The sequence below is a fragment of the Stenotrophomonas sp. AG209 genome (assembly GCF_003550055.1).
Taxonomy (GTDB): Bacteria; Pseudomonadota; Gammaproteobacteria; order Xanthomonadales; family Xanthomonadaceae; genus Stenotrophomonas.
Genome location: NZ_QXDB01000002.1, coordinates 442519 through 456133, shown reverse-complemented (window position 1 = coordinate 456133; position 13615 = coordinate 442519). Strand labels below are relative to the sequence as shown.

At 67.5% G+C, this 13615-nt stretch carries 19 protein-coding genes; 3 read left to right on the top strand and 16 right to left on the bottom strand.

The window, feature by feature from the left end; genetic code table 11:
• The 12 genes from DFO63_RS13720 to DFO63_RS13665 all read right to left on the bottom strand — a co-directional run bounded on the left by DFO63_RS13720 (position 1) and on the right by DFO63_RS13665 (position 8694).
• Entirely contained in the window at positions 1-270 is a 270-nt protein-coding gene (locus tag DFO63_RS13720; protein WP_014036238.1) for an HPr family phosphocarrier protein, read from the bottom strand.
• Complete coding sequence (locus DFO63_RS13715) at positions 263-655, bottom strand: PTS fructose subfamily transporter subunit IIA (RefSeq protein ID WP_014036239.1); 393 nt, start codon at positions 653-655, stop codon at positions 263-265. Before DFO63_RS13715 ends, DFO63_RS13720 begins: the two co-directional genes overlap by 8 nt.
• Positions 656-947: 292 nt before the next feature.
• Positions 948-1832, bottom strand: a complete 885-nt coding sequence (rapZ, locus tag DFO63_RS13710) for an RNase adapter RapZ (protein WP_049443426.1) — start codon at positions 1830-1832, stop codon at positions 948-950.
• A gap of 27 nt (positions 1833-1859) precedes the next feature.
• On the bottom strand, positions 1860-2810 hold the full coding sequence (hprK, locus tag DFO63_RS13705) for an HPr(Ser) kinase/phosphatase (RefSeq protein WP_005408388.1): 951 nt from the start codon (positions 2808-2810) through the stop codon (positions 1860-1862).
• Positions 2807-3259 carry a PTS sugar transporter subunit IIA gene (locus DFO63_RS13700; RefSeq protein WP_032130191.1) on the bottom strand — a complete coding sequence of 151 codons (453 nt, stop codon included), beginning with the start codon at positions 3257-3259 and terminating at the stop codon, positions 2807-2809. Before DFO63_RS13700 ends, hprK begins: the two co-directional genes overlap by 4 nt.
• A 21-nt stretch (positions 3260-3280) precedes the next feature.
• The gene (gene raiA, locus DFO63_RS13695) at positions 3281-3598 is read right to left on the bottom strand and encodes a ribosome-associated translation inhibitor RaiA (RefSeq protein WP_005415556.1); all 318 of its coding nucleotides are present in this window, start codon (positions 3596-3598) and stop codon (positions 3281-3283) included.
• A 58-nt stretch (positions 3599-3656) separates the two neighbouring features.
• Positions 3657-5078, bottom strand: coding sequence for an RNA polymerase factor sigma-54 (locus DFO63_RS13690; protein ID WP_119007194.1), 1422 nt, complete (start codon positions 5076-5078; stop codon positions 3657-3659).
• Between the two features lie 40 nt (positions 5079-5118).
• Positions 5119-5838: an LPS export ABC transporter ATP-binding protein gene (gene lptB, locus DFO63_RS13685; protein WP_005415558.1), complete on the bottom strand. Its 720-nt coding sequence runs from the start codon at positions 5836-5838 to the stop codon at positions 5119-5121.
• The gene (gene lptA / locus DFO63_RS13680) at positions 5838-6404 is read right to left on the bottom strand and encodes a lipopolysaccharide transport periplasmic protein LptA (RefSeq protein ID WP_075675157.1); all 567 of its coding nucleotides are present in this window, start codon (positions 6402-6404) and stop codon (positions 5838-5840) included. The genes lptB and lptA overlap by 1 nt, the downstream gene beginning before the upstream one ends.
• Before the next feature lie 101 nt (positions 6405-6505).
• The gene (gene lptC / locus DFO63_RS13675; RefSeq protein ID WP_049442963.1) at positions 6506-7081 is read right to left on the bottom strand and encodes an LPS export ABC transporter periplasmic protein LptC; all 576 of its coding nucleotides are present in this window, start codon (positions 7079-7081) and stop codon (positions 6506-6508) included.
• Positions 7078-7626, bottom strand: coding sequence for an HAD hydrolase family protein (locus DFO63_RS13670; protein WP_014036245.1), 549 nt, complete (start codon positions 7624-7626; stop codon positions 7078-7080). Before DFO63_RS13670 ends, lptC begins: the two co-directional genes overlap by 4 nt.
• 66 nt (positions 7627-7692) lie before the next feature.
• Positions 7693-8694 (bottom strand): KpsF/GutQ family sugar-phosphate isomerase, encoded by a 1002-nt coding sequence (locus DFO63_RS13665; RefSeq protein ID WP_049442962.1) that lies wholly within the window; start codon positions 8692-8694, stop codon positions 7693-7695.
• Between the two features lie 54 nt (positions 8695-8748).
• Here DFO63_RS13665 and DFO63_RS13660 point away from each other — a divergent pair, with 54 nt between their 5' ends.
• Genes DFO63_RS13660 through DFO63_RS13650 form a run of 3 tightly spaced genes read left to right on the top strand, consistent with a single transcriptional unit; the run spans position 8749 to position 10598 of the window.
• Positions 8749-8979, top strand: a complete 231-nt coding sequence (locus tag DFO63_RS13660; RefSeq protein WP_005408396.1) for a BolA family protein — start codon at positions 8749-8751, stop codon at positions 8977-8979.
• A gap of 21 nt (positions 8980-9000) precedes the next feature.
• Positions 9001-10272, top strand: a complete 1272-nt coding sequence (murA, locus tag DFO63_RS13655; protein WP_014036247.1) for a UDP-N-acetylglucosamine 1-carboxyvinyltransferase — start codon at positions 9001-9003, stop codon at positions 10270-10272.
• The gene (locus tag DFO63_RS13650; RefSeq protein ID WP_014036248.1) at positions 10269-10598 is read left to right on the top strand and encodes a hypothetical protein; all 330 of its coding nucleotides are present in this window, start codon (positions 10269-10271) and stop codon (positions 10596-10598) included. The genes murA and DFO63_RS13650 overlap by 4 nt, the downstream gene beginning before the upstream one ends.
• Before the next feature lie 115 nt (positions 10599-10713).
• Here the strand turns inward: DFO63_RS13650 and DFO63_RS13645 are convergent, their stop codons facing one another.
• From DFO63_RS13645 to DFO63_RS13630, 4 genes are all read right to left on the bottom strand, one after another.
• Positions 10714-11397, bottom strand: coding sequence for a DUF3108 domain-containing protein (locus DFO63_RS13645; protein ID WP_014036249.1), 684 nt, complete (start codon positions 11395-11397; stop codon positions 10714-10716).
• Between the two features lie 2 nt (positions 11398-11399).
• Entirely contained in the window at positions 11400-12221 is an 822-nt protein-coding gene (locus DFO63_RS13640; RefSeq protein WP_049442960.1) for a DUF3108 domain-containing protein, read from the bottom strand.
• Positions 12222-12288: 67 nt separating this feature from the next.
• Positions 12289-12948: a phosphoribosylglycinamide formyltransferase gene (gene purN, locus DFO63_RS13635; protein WP_119007193.1), complete on the bottom strand. Its 660-nt coding sequence runs from the start codon at positions 12946-12948 to the stop codon at positions 12289-12291.
• Positions 12945-13607, bottom strand: coding sequence for a DUF2238 domain-containing protein (locus tag DFO63_RS13630; RefSeq protein WP_119007192.1), 663 nt, complete (start codon positions 13605-13607; stop codon positions 12945-12947). Before DFO63_RS13630 ends, purN begins: the two co-directional genes overlap by 4 nt.
• Positions 13608-13615 lie beyond the last annotated feature (8 nt).

Below are 13615 nucleotides of genomic sequence, written 5' to 3'. Positions count from 1 at the left end.
TCAGCTGTCCTCGTCGAAGCGGCGTTCGAACAGGCCGACCACCGCGTCCATTGCGGCGGCTTCATCTTCGCCGTTGATGCGCACGGTGACCGGAGTGCCTTGACCAGCGGCCAGCAGCATCACGCCCATGATGCTCTTGGCGTTGATCTCACGGCCCTTGGCGGCCATGGTCACGTTGCAGCGGAACGGCGCCAGGGTCTGCACCAGCTTGGCGGTGGCCCGGGCGTGCAGGCCCAGGCGGTTGCTGACGGTGAGTTCTCGTTCAAGCATCGTCGACTATCGCTCCATTACGGGTACCCGCCGCGGCTGTGGCGGGCAGTTGATCCAGTCCCTGTTCCGGATAATTCATCACCCGCAGCAACATCGGCAGGCTCAGCGCCGACACCCGGCGAACCGGGGTCCCCAGCCGGGCCAGCTGCCCGGCAAGGTTGGCGGGGCTGGCGCCGTACAGGTCGGTCAGGATCAGCACGCCTTCACCGCTGTCGACCCGCCGCAGGGCGGCCGAGGCGAGCGGGAGCAGGGCGTCCAGGTCTGCGTCGAACGGTACTTCGAAAGCTTCGGTTTTCAGCGGCAATTGCCGCAGGAGCCGGGTCGCCACGTCAAGCAGGGCGGTCCCGACCCCGGGATGTGTTACGAGGAGAATGCCACAGGTCATTACTGCACGTTAACAGGTCAAGGTGAATCGGCGATAGCAGCAGATGAGGGGCACTGTGTCCCGTATTCAGCGTTACCGGGGTCAGAGCCCTTTTCCCCTGACCCCATCCGTTTTTCGACGCCTGACCGGGATTCATCCACGCATGGCGTGGATCTACTGTGTCGACCAAGGTCGACACCTACCAACAGCACACCGCACCGCCATCCCACGGAAGCCGCTTTTGCTGTTGCTGTTGCCGGCCAGCGGCCGGCACTACCGGCGGGTGCCGGGCGCAGCCCGGCCGGGGCCCCCCTCAATCCTGTTCGCGGTGGTACGTGGCCACGTCTTCCCAGCCCATCTCGCGGGCATGCCGGGCCATGCGCTCGGCCAGGAACACCGAACGGTGCTTGCCGCCGGTGCAGCCGAATGCCACGGTCACGTAGCTGCGGGTGCCATCGCCCAGTTTCGGCAGCCAGGTATCGAGGAAATCCATCAGCTGGGTCAGGTAGCGCTGCACGTCCGGCTGCGCTTCCAGGTAGTCACGCACGCCCGGCTCGCGGCCGCTGAGCGCGCGCAGGTCCGGGTCCCAGTGCGGATTGGGCAGCACGCGGGCGTCGAACACGAAGTCCGCCTCGGCGGGCACACCACGCTTGTAGGCGAAGGATTCGAACAGCAGCGACAGGCCGGTGGCATGGTCCATCGCGAACTCGGTGATGATCCGCCGCCGCAGCTGATGCACGTTGAGGTTGCTGGTATCGATCACCGCGTCGGCCTCACGGCGCAGCGGCGCGGTCAGCTCGCGCTCGCGGGCGATCGCTTCGGGCAACGACAGGCCCAGCTGGCTCAGTGGATGGCGACGACGGGTGTCGGCGTAGCGCTTGAGCACCGTTTCGTCGCTGGCCTCGAAGAACAGCACCTTCACTTCCACGCCGGCATCGGTGGCCAGCTGCCGCCAGTTGCCCAGCTGGCTCAGGTCGGACTGGCCACGCACGTCGATGCCTACCGCCAGCCGGCGCGGTGCGCTGCCGTCGTGGTTGGCCAGCAGGCTGCGCACGAAGTCCGGCAACAGGTGGATCGGCAGGTTGTCCGAGCAGTAGTAGTCCTGGTCCTCGAAGGTCTTGAGGGCGACGGATTTACCCGAGCCGGACAGGCCGCTGACGATGATCAGGGTCGGGGCGGTGGGGGTTGCGGTGCTCATGGACAGGCTCTTCGAGGGGCAGGGGAATCAGGGTGTTCGCCGTTCCAGCAGATTGCTGTGGCGGGCGATGAACATCGCCGCCGGGTCGATCCCCTTGGTGCGCAGGATGTGCAGGCGGGTCGCGGCCTCGGTCAGCACGGCCAGGTTGCGGCCGGGCATCACCGGCAGGGTGATCAGCGGAACGTCCAGGTCCAGCACATGGCGCGTGCCCGAGTCGCCGGTCAGGCGCTCGTAGCCATGCGGGGTGGGTTCGGTCATCGGCTTGGTCAGGTGGACGATCAGCCGAAGGTACTTGTTCTTCTTTACAGCCGTGTCGCCGAACATCTCGCGCACGTTCAGCACGCCCAGGCCGCGCACTTCCAGCAGGTCCTGCAGCAGTTCGGGGCAGGTGCCGTCGAGTACATCAGGCGCGATCTGGGTGAATTCGGGGGCATCGTCGGCCACCAGTCGATGGCCGCGGCTGAGCAGTTCCAGCGCCAGCTCGCTCTTGCCCGATCCGGCCTCGCCGGTGATCAGCACGCCGATGGAGTAGATCTCCATGAACACGCCATGCAGGATCACCCGCGGCGCCAGCGTACGCGCCAGGTGGTAGGACAGGTGGTTGAGCAGTTCGTGGCCGCGCTTGGGCGACAGCCACAGCGGTGTACCGGATTCATCGGCGGCCGCGCGCAGGTCTTCCGGGCACGCCTGGTTGCGGGTCAGCACCAGCGCCAGCGGGTGCGACTGCATGATCTTTTCGATGGTTTCCCAACGCTGGCGCGGTTCCAGCGCATCCAGCCAGGACAGTTCCTCGGTGCCCAGGATCTGCACCTTGTTGGGATAGATGGCATTGAGGTAGCCGGCCAGCGAGGGACGCCGCGAGACCGTGTTGCCGGCCTCCAGCTCGCGTTTCTCACCGGATTTGCCGGCGGCCCAGCGCAGCCCCAGCCGCTCGCGCTGCTGTTCGAACAGTTCACGGGCGGTGATGCTGGTATTCATGCGGCACTCGCAGGTGGGGTCATGTCCAGCGCTTCGCGCAGCGCCCGGGCATCGCCGGCTTCGCGCAGGGCCTGGCGGATGTCCGGTGCGGAAAACAGCTCTGCCAGCTCGGACAGCAGCATCAGGTGCTGGTGGGTGTAGTGGGCGGGGACGGCCATCGCGAACACCAGGTCCACCGGCTCATCGCCGCCGAAGTCGACCGGGGTCGCCAGACGCAGCAGCGCGCCACGGGGGCGGTCCAGGGTCGGCGCGCGGCCGTGGGGGATGGCGATGCCGTGGCCGATCGCGGTGCTGCCCAGGGCTTCGCGCTGGCACAGGTTCAGATAGATCTGTTCGGCGTTGGCCTGGCGGCAGGCCAGCAACCCGGCGGCGGCCTGCAGGACGCTGTCACGGTCGGTGGCCGTGCAGAGCTGGGTCTGCACGGCCGCCAGGAGGTCAGTCAGGGGCATGTCTGCGGGGAACGGTGGCGATCAGCCACCATTGTCGCCCACCGGCAGCGGTGCGTGCTGCTGTTTTTTCTCCTTGTGCTTGATGACCAGGCGGTCAAGCTTGTCCGCAAGCAGGTCGATCGCGGCATACATGGTCTGGCCGCCGGCCTCGGCGTGCAGGGTCTGCCCCGGAATGTTGAGGCTGGCGTCGACGTGGTGTTCGGTCTTCTGCAGCTTGAGGGTCACCCGCGCTTCGCAGTGCTGGTCGAAGTGTTTTCCGATCCGGGCCAGCTTCTCCTCTACATAGGACTGCAGGGCCGGGGTGACTTCGACGTCTTTGCCAAACGTTTCGATGCGCATCGGGTTTCTCCTGTGTTCGGATGTGCCAATGAACCTCTCCGCCGGGCGCGGCGGCGCGTCAAGCGATTCTGACCCTTTCGTGCGAGGCGGAGATGTTCATGGCTTCACGATACTTCGCCACGGTGCGTCGCGCCACTGGAATTCCCGACGATTTGAGCAGGTCAGCCAGCTTGGCGTCAGAAAGCGGCTTGCGCGGGTTCTCATCGTCGATCAGGCGCCGGATCATCGCCTGGATGGCCGTGCTGGATGCCTCGCCACCGCCCTCGGTATCGATGCCCGAGGCGAAGAAGGCGCGCAGCGGCAGGGTGCCGCGCGGCGTGCGCACGTGCTTGCGGGCGATCGCACGCGACACCGTGGATTCGTGTAGGCCCAGCTCGGCGGCGATCTCGCGCAGGGTCAGCGGGCGCAGCGCTTGCTCGCCGAATTCGAGGAAGCCGGCCTGTTGCAGGATCAGGCTGCGCATCACCCGCAGCAGGGTTTCGCCGCGCTGCTGCAGGCCCTTCAGCAGCCAGCGCGCCTCCTGCAGCTGGGCGCGCAGGTAGCCGGCGTCGGCCTCGCCACAGCGGCGGATCAACTGTTCGTAGCCGCGGTGGATCACCACCTTCGGCCCGGCATGGCCGGCCAGTGCCGCGCGCCAGATGCCGTTCTGTCGCCACACCACGACGTCGGGCACCACGTAGGTGTCCTGCGAAAGCGGCGCGATCTGCGTGCCCGGACGCGGGTCCAGCGAGCGCAGCAGCGCGACCGCCGTCTCGACCTCGTCCAGGGGCTGTTTCAGTTCATGGGCCAGCCCGGCGACGCCGCTGCGCGGCAGCCGTTCCAGCGGGCCTGCGGCAATCTGTCGCGCCAGCGCCAGCCCCGGCGTGTCGCCAGGCAGCACGTCCAGCTGCAGCTGCAGGCATTCGCCGAGCGTGCGCGCGGCAACGCCGACCGGGTCGAAACGCTGGATGCGATGCAGCACCGCGAGGATTTCATCCTCATCGGCATGGACCGCCGGCAGCAGGGTTTCGGCGATGGTGGCCAGCGGTTCGCGCAGGTAGCCGTCGTCGTCCAAGGCATCGATCAGTGCCGCGCCGATGCTGCGGTCATGCGTGGAAAGATGCGACAGGTGCAGCTGCCACAGCAGGTGGTCGGCCAGCGTCTCGGTTTCGGCCACGCGCTCGGCGGCGCTGCCGGTGTCATCGTCATCGTCGAAGCTGCCGCCACTGCCGGCGGCACTCCAGTCGAGTTCGGCCGGCGCCCAGTCGTCGCCGTTGTCGGTGCGTTCGGCGGGGGCGTCGGCATCCGTGCTGTCGCTGCCCTCATTGGCGGCACTGCTGTCGTTGCTGTCGGCCCAGTCCAGCAGCGGATTGCTCTCCACGGCCTGGGCGATTTCAAGCTCCAGCTCGGTCGTGGACATCTGCAGCAGCTTGATCGCCTGCTGCAGCTGGGGCGTAAGCACCAGCTGCTGTCCCAACGATGTCTGCAGCCGAGTCTTCATGCCTGTGCCGAACGGAAGGAAAGGGCCCCGGCGCCTGCGGTCACAGCTTGAAGGAATCCCCAAGGTAGACGCGACGTACGTCGGCGTTGTCCAGGATCGCCTCCGGCGAGCCCTGGGCCAGCACGGTGCCCTCGGCGAGGATATACGCGCGGTCGCAGATTCCCAAGGTCTCGCGCACGTTGTGGTCGGTGATCAACACGCCGATGCCACGCTGCTTGAGATGGGTGACGATGCGCTGGATTTCACCCACCGAGATCGGGTCGACACCGGCAAACGGTTCGTCGAGCAGGATCAGGCGCGGTTGTGCGGCCAGTGCGCGGGCGATCTCGCAGCGACGACGTTCGCCACCGGACAGGCTGGCGCCGAGCTGGTCGGCAACATGGCCCAGCTGCAGTTCGTCGAGCAGGCTGTTCAATTCGCGTTCGCGGCCGGCCGAATCCAGGTCTTCGCGCAGCTCCAGTACCAGGCGGAGGTTGTCGGCCACGGTCAGCTTGCGGAACACCGACGGTTCCTGCGGCAGGTAGCCCACGCCCTGCTTGGCACGGGTGTACATCGGATCGCTGGTGATGTCCTTGCCGTCGAGCACGATGCTGCCGGCATCGGCGGCGACCAGGCCGACGATCATGTAGAAGCAGGTGGTCTTGCCGGCGCCGTTGGGGCCGAGCAGGCCGACCACTTCGCCGGCGTCGAGGGTCAGCCCGAAGTCCTTGACGACTTCGCGCTGCTTGTAGCGCTTGCGCAGGCCCTTGGCGACGAGCATTACTTCTTGCTCCCGGCCGGCTTGGCCGGCGTGCTGGCCGGCGCCGCCGCTTTGGGCGTGGCAGCCGGCTGTGCCGCCGGGTTCTTGTTCTTCGGCGGAATGACGGTGCGCACGCGGCTGCCATCGCCACCGGAGTTCATCTCGCCGCTGCGGGTGTTGTAGACCATGCGCTGGCCGGCGTTGGTGCCGCGCGCGCTGGTGACCTTGTAGTTGCCGGTCAGGGTGATGATCTCGGTCTTGATGTCGTAGTCGATGCGATCAGCCACCGCGTCCATCCAGGTGCCATCGTCGAGCTGCTGCTTCATCGTGGCCTGCTTGCCGGTGAACACCGCACGCACCGCCTCGCCGTCCTTCAGGTAGATCTCGGCTTCGGACGAGCGGATGTCCAGCGAGCCCTGGGTGACGGTCACGCCCTGCGACAGCACGGTCTTGCCATCGCCGGTGAGCACGCCCGACTGGGCACCGGAGTCGATGTTCATGTTCTCGTTGCGGTCGGTGGACTTGGCAAAGGCGGCGCTGGGAACAAGCAGGCCGAGCGCGAGTACGGCTGCAAAGGGAATCTTCATCGGGGTCCGTTCTACCGGTGGGGCCGCCCGGGAAACCGGGGGCGGGTGGGTGGGCTGCCTGCCTTGCGCCTGTCCGGGGACGTCGCAGGAGGGCGGCGGAATCAGCGACGGGGCGTGTAACGGCCCTTGGACTGGCTGAGGAAATGATACGTGTTGTTCTTCGAATCCACCTCGAAGCCAACACCGGACTGTTCCATGCCGGGGCGGGTCATGGTGACCAGTGCATCGGTACGGGCACGGTTCTCCTTGGGGAACACGTCCAGGTGGTCGGTGCGGAAGGTGGTCGGCACCACGCCCGGGTCGGCCGGGCTGTCGCCGGCGACATTGCCGCGCAGCTTCATCTCGTCGCCCTTGGCGCTGAGCCAGCCGGTCTCGGCACGCAGGGTCCAGTGCTTGCCATCCTTGTCCGGCATCTCGAACAGCGGCGTGGCGATGTTGATGGTCTGGTCGCCACGCTGGCGCTCCAGCAACGGTGCGCGCAGGGTGGTCGATTCCTTGCCGTGCTCATCCAGGGCGACGATCTGGAAGTCGTGCAGGATGTAGTCCACGCCGACTTCCTGGCCGGCACTGGCCGGACCCTTGTCGCGGTTGCGCAGGGCCGCCCAGCTGCTGAGCAGGGCCGCCAGCAGCAGTCCGATGCCGAGCAGGGTGCGCCAGTTCACGGTCGGCAGGCTCATGCGCCGAACCTCGCCAGGACCGCGTCCACGTGGCCCTGGGCGGCCAGCAGGATGTCGCACAGCTCACGGGCAGCGCCACGTCCGCCATCGGCGCGGGTCTGCCAGTGCACGCGCTCGGCGATCCACGGGTGGGCGTTGGCCGGCGCCACCGCCAGGCCGACCGCGCCCAGCGGCGCCAGGTCCGGCAGGTCGTCGCCCATGAAGGCCACCTGCTCCAGGCCGATGCCGTGCTGCGCACACAGCGCCTGCACGCTGGCCAGCTTGTCGCCCACGGCGATCTGGGTGTCGATGCCGAGGTCGGCGCCGCGCCTGAGCGCGGACTGGCTGTTGCGCGCGGTGATCAGCACGGGGTGGATGCCGTGCTGCTGCAGCAGTTTCAGGCCCAGGCCATCCTGCACGAAGTACGCCTTGCTCTCGTTGCCGTCCTTGTCGTAGTACAGCCGACCGTCGGTGAGGGTGCCGTCCACGTCGAAGCAGGCCAGGCGGACGCGGGCCGCGGCGGCATGCAGGTGGGCGGGGAAGGCGGGCAGGGGGGACCAGGGCATCAGGGCGGCGGGCTCGGTAGGTTCGGGTGGGGCAGTACAGACTGAATGGGGTCTACGGACTGTCGGTTAAACCACCCGGGCCCGCAACAGGTCATGAATGTTCAGGGCGCCGACCGCGCGGCCCTGGCCGTCGATCACGATCAGGCCGGTGATCTTGTGGGTCTCCATCAGCCGGGCAGCCTCCACCGCCAGCTGGTCGGCACCGATGGTGCGTGGGTTGCGGGTCATCACATCGGCGATCTTCGCGGTGCGCACGTCCAGTGCACTGTCCAGCGCGCGGCGCAGGTCGCCGTCGGTGAACAGGCCGATCAGCACGCCATCGGCATCCACCACGGCGGTCATGCCCAGCCGTTTGCGGCTCATCTCCATCAGCGCTTCGCTGAGGCTGGCGTCGGCACCCACGCTGGGCAGGTCCTCGCCGGTGTGCATGACGTCGGTGATGTGCAGCAGCAGGCGACGGCCGAGGCTGCCGGCCGGGTGTGAACGGGCGAAGTCGTCGGCGGTGAAGCCGCGTGCGTCGAGCAGGGCCACGGCCAGCGCATCGCCCATCGCCAGCGAGGCGGTGGTGCTGGAGGTCGGTGCCAGCGCCAGCGGGCAGGCCTCGGCCGGAACGCTGACGTCCAGGTGGATGTCGGCGGCGGTGGCCAGGCTGGACTGCGGGCGGCCGGTCATGGAAATCAGCACGTTGCCCTGGCGCTTGAGCACCGGCAGCAGCATCAGCACTTCGTCCGACTCGCCCGAATAGGACAGGGCCAGCACCACGTCGTCCTCGGTGATCATGCCCAGGTCGCCATGGCCGGCTTCGCCCGGGTGCACGTAGAACGCCGGAGTGCCGGTCGAGGCCAGGGTGGCGGCGATCTTGCGGGCGATATGCCCGGACTTGCCCATGCCGGTGGCGACCACCCGGCCGCGGCTGGCCAGGATCGCCTGGCAGGCCTGCTGGAAGGCCTCGCCAAGGCGGTCGGCCACGGCATCCAGGGCCTGCTGCTCGATCTCGAAGACGCGGCGGCCACTGGCGACCAGGCTGGCAGGGTCGACGGAACGGGGGGGCAACAGGGATTCGGCCATGCGGACGCCACGCAGCGGAAGTAGAATGGAGGCACATTTTATTAGGAAAGCCCGTTGGACGCCGACACCATCCGCAACCTGATCGAAACCGGCCTGCCCGGCGCCCGCGCCGACGTGCAGGGCGACGATGGCGTGCATTTCGAAGCGACCGTGGTCTGCGAGGCCTTTGCCGGCAAGATGCCGCTGGCCCGCCACCGGATGGTCTATGCCACCCTGGGCGACCTGATGGGCGGCGCGATCCACGCGCTGGCGCTGAAAACCGTGACCCCGGCCGAAGCCGGCTGAACCGCAGAAGATCCCGAATACATGGCCAAGATCGTTGTGACCGGCGGCGCTGCGCTGCACGGTGAAGTGAGCATCTCCGGCGCCAAGAACGCCGTTCTCCCCATTCTCTGCGCGACCCTGCTGGCCGATGCGCCGGTGGAGATCACCAACGTGCCGCACCTGCACGACGTGGTCACCACGGTGAAGCTGCTGGGCGAGCTGGGCGCCAAGGTCACCATCGACCAGGGCACGCTGTCGCGCGGCAGCGCGATCGTGGTCGACCCGCGTTCGGTGAACCAGCACGTGGCGCCATACGAGCTGGTCAAGACCATGCGCGCCTCGATCCTGGTGCTGGGCCCGCTGCTGGCCCGCTTCGGCGCGGCGGAAGTGTCGCTGCCCGGCGGCTGCGCGATCGGTTCGCGTCCGGTCGACCAGCACATCAAGGGCCTGCAGGCGCTCGGTGCCGAGATCGTGGTCGAGAACGGCTTCATCAAGGCCACCGCCAAGCGCCTGAAGGGCGGCCATTTCACCTTCGACATGGTCAGCGTCACCGGCACCGAGAACGTGCTGATGGGCGCGGTGCTGGCTGAAGGCACCACCATCCTCGACAACTGTGCGATGGAACCGGAAGTGACCGATCTGGCGCATTGCCTGATCGCGCTGGGCGCGAAGATCGAAGGCCTGGGTACTGCCCGCCTGGTCATCGAAGGCGTCGAGCGCCTGTCCGGTGGCCGCCATGAAGTGCTTCCCGACCGCATCGAGACCGGCACCTTCCTGGTGGCCGCAGCGATGACCGGCGGCAAGGTCACGGTCAACCGTGCGCGGCCGAACACCATGGACGCGGTGCTGTCCAAGCTGGTCGAAGCCGGTGCGAAGATCGAGACCACCGACGACACCATCACCCTGGACATGCAGGGCAAGCGGCCGAAGGCGGTCAACCTGACCACCGCGCCGTACCCGGCGTTCCCGACCGACATGCAGGCGCAGTTCATGGCGCTCAACTGCGTGGCCGACGGTGTGGGCGTGATCAACGAAACGATCTTCGAGAACCGTTTCATGCACGTCAACGAACTGCTGCGCCTGGGCGCGGACATCCAGGTCGAAGGCCACACGGCCATCGTGCGTGGCAGCGAACACCTGAGCGGTGCGCCGGTAATGGCCACCGACCTGCGTGCCTCGGCCTCGCTGATCCTGGCCGGCCTGATGGCCAGCGGCGAGACCACCATCGACCGCATCTACCACCTTGATCGTGGCTACGAGAACATCGAAGAGAAGCTGTCTTCGCTCGGCGCCACCATCCGGCGCGTGCCATGATCCTGCGCGGCAAGTTCAGCCCGCGTCGCAAGGCGCTGCTGGCGCTGGTGCTGATCGTGCTGGCGTGGCTGGGCTATGCCTGGTACGCCAATATCGCCATCACTCAGGGCATCGAGCAGAAGGACATGGACTGGAACGGCGATGGCACGGTCTCGCGTGACGAGATCATCGAGTCGTTCTATGCCGTTGCGGTGAATGACAGCCAGGACGGCAACCGCCATTGCCGCACCTTCGTCTGGCGCAGCACCGGCGAGCAGATCCGCGTGGACTGCCGCACCGAGTTCAAGGCGGCCGAGGAACAGAAGCCGGCTGAAGCGAAGAAATAAGAAAACGCCCGCGGAAGCGGGCGTTTTCTTTGGGGTACACCCATCCACGCATGGCGTGGATCTACTTCAGGTTTCCAGTAGATCCACGCCATGCGTGGATGACGTGGATCTCCGGTCAGTTCATCGCCTTGATGGTCAGGTCCAGCGCATCGCGGTCGTTCTCCCGCTGCAGCATGCGCGCCGGCACCGGGAATTCCGGCACGATCCAGGCGATCAGTTCCTTGTTGCCGTCGGCACGCGACACCTTGGTCGCTTCGTAGCTCTTGCCGCCCACGGTGATCGATTCCTTGCCGATCACGCGGTAGGTCATGTTCTTGATGCGGCCTTCGTCGACCATGCGATAGGTCAGCGGCTTGCCGGCGGCCAGGTCGCGGGCGATCGCCAGGTTGATCAGCAGTGCATCCATGTCACCGGACTTCAGTGCGATCGGGCCGGCGCGGTCCGGCTTGATGTCGCCGGTCCAGGTGGCCTGGTTGCTGGTCCAGTTGTAGTTGGCCTGCACGTTGCGCTTCTTCACCAGCAGCGCCGAACGGTCCTGGCTGCTGAGCGGGCGCAGCTGGCCGCGCACCTCTTCGAACACGGTGCTCTGGCTCAGGTCGGCCAGCTGGTTCTTCACCTGCAGCGTGTAGCGCCACTTGTTGGCTCCCTCGCTGCTCAGCGTCATGCTGCCATTGGCCTGCATGCCCATGTAGCTGGCCAGGTAATCGGCCTTGAACGGCTGCAGGGCCATGGCCGGCAGGCTGGCCACCGACAGCGCGGCTGCAGCGATCCAGGTGAGGGGACGGGTCAGGGTGCTCATGCTCAGACTCCTTGGTATTCGATCAGGCGCAGATCGACGCGGTCTTCGCCGTCTTCGCGTTGCAGGATGCGCACCGGGGTGGGGACACCGTTGGCGATCCAGAGGATGGTTTCGTTGTTGCCGCCGTTGGTCCGGTAGACCCGCAGCGCGTTGTAGGACAGGTCGCCGACCTCGACGTTCTCGGTCTGCGGCGCGGCCTGGTAGTCATGCTGGCGGACCTTGCCCATGTCCACGTAGCGGTAGTGCATGGTGGCACCCGGACGGGCATCCCGCATGATCGCCAGATTGATCAGCAGGGCGCTCTGGTCGCCCGGCTGCAGCGGAATCGGCTGTGCACGGTCCTTCTTGACGTCGCCGGTCCACTGCGCGGTGCCGGCCTGCCAGTTGTAGGTGCCAACCGCCTTCTTGCCGAGGAACAGGCCCTTGCGCACCGTGCTCTGGCTGAGCGGTGCATAGACGCCGTTGCGCTCCTCGAACACCGTGCTCTGTTCGATGTTCAGGCCTAGCACGCTGGCAAAGCCGCGGCGGCCGACCACCTGCATGTCCACCCGCCACTGGCTGCCGCCGGTGTGGGTGACCTGCATGCTGGCATCGCCGGCCTCCTTGCTTTTGTAGAAGGCCTGGTAGGTAGCGGTGAACGGCTGCAGCGGCGGCGGCTCCCAGGCCAGCGCCGGAGGCATCGGCACGGCCGGTTCCGCGGGCGGCTGTACAACGGGTGCCGGCTGCGCAGGGGCCGCAGGCGCTTGCACCTGGCCCCAGCCCACGCCGGGGAGCACGGCCAGCGACAACAGCAGTGAAGTGGACAGCAGGGTCGTGGTCTTCATGGAGGACAGGGACCGCAGGAGGGGGCAGGATGCCAGCCCCGCAGTCAGCGGGGCGTGTGCATGGGAGTTACCGGTTCAGGTTCCCGGCGGAATCTAGGGCCAGCGGGCTAAACAGGGGGTGACCGTCCAGTTGCGGCTGGCCCTCCCGTTCAGCCAGGCGGCCGGTGCACAACAGCTGCAGGGTGGCGATCAGCAGGGGGTGCTCCACCGCCAGTACGCGTGCAGCCAGGCTGTCCGCGTCATCGCCGGGCAGCACCGGCACCCGCACCTGGGCCAGCACGGCGCCGGCGTCCAGCTCGGGCACGACCAGGTGCACGCTGGCACCGTGCTCGGCATCGCCGGCGTCCAGCGCCCGCGCATGCGTGTCCAGCCCTTTGTGCAGCGGCAGCAGCGACGGGTGGATGTTGACCAGGCGGCCATCGAAGCGCTGCACGAAGTCTGCGCCGAGGATGCGCATGTAACCGGCGCAGATGATCCAGTCCGGTGCGACCGCGGCCAGTGCGTCGCCCAGCGCCTGCTCGTAGGCCGCGCGGTCGACGAATTCCTTCGGTGCGTGTGCCCAGCGCAGGTCGGCGCCGACCCGCTGCAGCGCGGCGGCGGCCGGGCGGTCGGAAAACACGCCGACCACCTCGGCGGGCAGGCGGCCCGCGGCGATGGCATCGAGGATGGCCTGCAGGTTGCTGCCGCGGCCGGAGGCAAGCACGGCAATGCGGGTGGGCGCGGTCATTGCCGGGTACTCCGGCGGATCAGCGGCCAGGTCAGCAGGCTGCCCACGGTGGCCATCAACATGTCGGCATGCGCGTCCCACATGTCGCCCTGCTGCCCGTTGTAGGCCTCGGCGGCATCCGGCGACAGGGCGAGCGCGATGGCCCACTCGAACCACTCGTAGACCAGGCTGGCGCACATCACCGTCATCACCGCCAGGGTGAAGGCCTGCCCGCGGCACAGCGCCGGCCACGCGTGGCGTGCCAGCTGCAGCAGCGCCGGCGTGAAGCAGGCGCCGAACAGGAAGTGGATGAGGCGGTCGAAATGATTGCGCTGCCAACCGAACGCCGCATTCGGCGACCAGCCGGTCAGCGCCTGCGTCCACGCATCGTAGGGAACGTTGGAGTACAGCCAGCGGGCGGCCACGCAGTGCAGGGCGATGAAGCCGCAGATCGCGATGAAGGCACCGTTGCCCAGCCAGCCACCGCGGCGGTCGACCCACAGCAGGGCGGCCAGCCCGATCACGGTCAGGGTGCTGTGCAGCGCCTGCTCGGTGGGCCACAGCGGGTGGACCCAGCTGATCGCGAACACCGTCAGTACGGCGGCGAAGGCCAGCTTCTTGGGGCCCGAGAAACGGAAGGCGGTGGGCGAGGCGGTCGTCGGGAAGGCAGGCGCGGACATGGGGAGTC

What these genes read in the sequence shown, in the direction of transcription:
- purN (WP_119007193.1), bottom strand. Translation starts at nt 12,948, where the DNA reads ATGACCGCGCCCACCCGCATTGCCGTGCTTGCCTCCGGCCGCGGCAGC.
- raiA (WP_005415556.1), bottom strand. Translation starts at nt 3,598, where the DNA reads ATGCGCATCGAAACGTTTGGCAAAGACGTCGAAGTCACCCCGGCCCTG.
- DFO63_RS13690 (WP_119007194.1), bottom strand. Translation starts at nt 5,078, where the DNA reads ATGAAGACTCGGCTGCAGACATCGTTGGGACAGCAGCTGGTGCTTACG.
- hprK (WP_005408388.1), bottom strand. Translation starts at nt 2,810, where the DNA reads ATGAATACCAGCATCACCGCCCGTGAACTGTTCGAACAGCAGCGCGAG.
- DFO63_RS13700 (WP_032130191.1), bottom strand. Translation starts at nt 3,259, where the DNA reads ATGCCCCTGACTGACCTCCTGGCGGCCGTGCAGACCCAGCTCTGCACG.
- lptA (WP_075675157.1), bottom strand. Translation starts at nt 6,404, where the DNA reads ATGAAGATTCCCTTTGCAGCCGTACTCGCGCTCGGCCTGCTTGTTCCC.
- DFO63_RS13715 (WP_014036239.1), bottom strand. Translation starts at nt 655, where the DNA reads ATGACCTGTGGCATTCTCCTCGTAACACATCCCGGGGTCGGGACCGCC.
- DFO63_RS13720 (WP_014036238.1), bottom strand. Translation starts at nt 270, where the DNA reads ATGCTTGAACGAGAACTCACCGTCAGCAACCGCCTGGGCCTGCACGCC.
- DFO63_RS13630 (WP_119007192.1), bottom strand. Translation starts at nt 13,607, where the DNA reads ATGTCCGCGCCTGCCTTCCCGACGACCGCCTCGCCCACCGCCTTCCGT.
- DFO63_RS13645 (WP_014036249.1), bottom strand. Translation starts at nt 11,397, where the DNA reads ATGAGCACCCTGACCCGTCCCCTCACCTGGATCGCTGCAGCCGCGCTG.
- DFO63_RS13650 (WP_014036248.1), top strand. Translation starts at nt 10,269, where the DNA reads ATGATCCTGCGCGGCAAGTTCAGCCCGCGTCGCAAGGCGCTGCTGGCG.
- lptB (WP_005415558.1), bottom strand. Translation starts at nt 5,838, where the DNA reads ATGCTCGTCGCCAAGGGCCTGCGCAAGCGCTACAAGCAGCGCGAAGTC.
- DFO63_RS13670 (WP_014036245.1), bottom strand. Translation starts at nt 7,626, where the DNA reads ATGCCCTGGTCCCCCCTGCCCGCCTTCCCCGCCCACCTGCATGCCGCC.
- DFO63_RS13640 (WP_049442960.1), bottom strand. Translation starts at nt 12,221, where the DNA reads ATGAAGACCACGACCCTGCTGTCCACTTCACTGCTGTTGTCGCTGGCC.
- rapZ (WP_049443426.1), bottom strand. Translation starts at nt 1,832, where the DNA reads ATGAGCACCGCAACCCCCACCGCCCCGACCCTGATCATCGTCAGCGGC.
- lptC (WP_049442963.1), bottom strand. Translation starts at nt 7,081, where the DNA reads ATGAGCCTGCCGACCGTGAACTGGCGCACCCTGCTCGGCATCGGACTG.
- murA (WP_014036247.1), top strand. Translation starts at nt 9,001, where the DNA reads ATGGCCAAGATCGTTGTGACCGGCGGCGCTGCGCTGCACGGTGAAGTG.
- DFO63_RS13665 (WP_049442962.1), bottom strand. Translation starts at nt 8,694, where the DNA reads ATGGCCGAATCCCTGTTGCCCCCCCGTTCCGTCGACCCTGCCAGCCTG.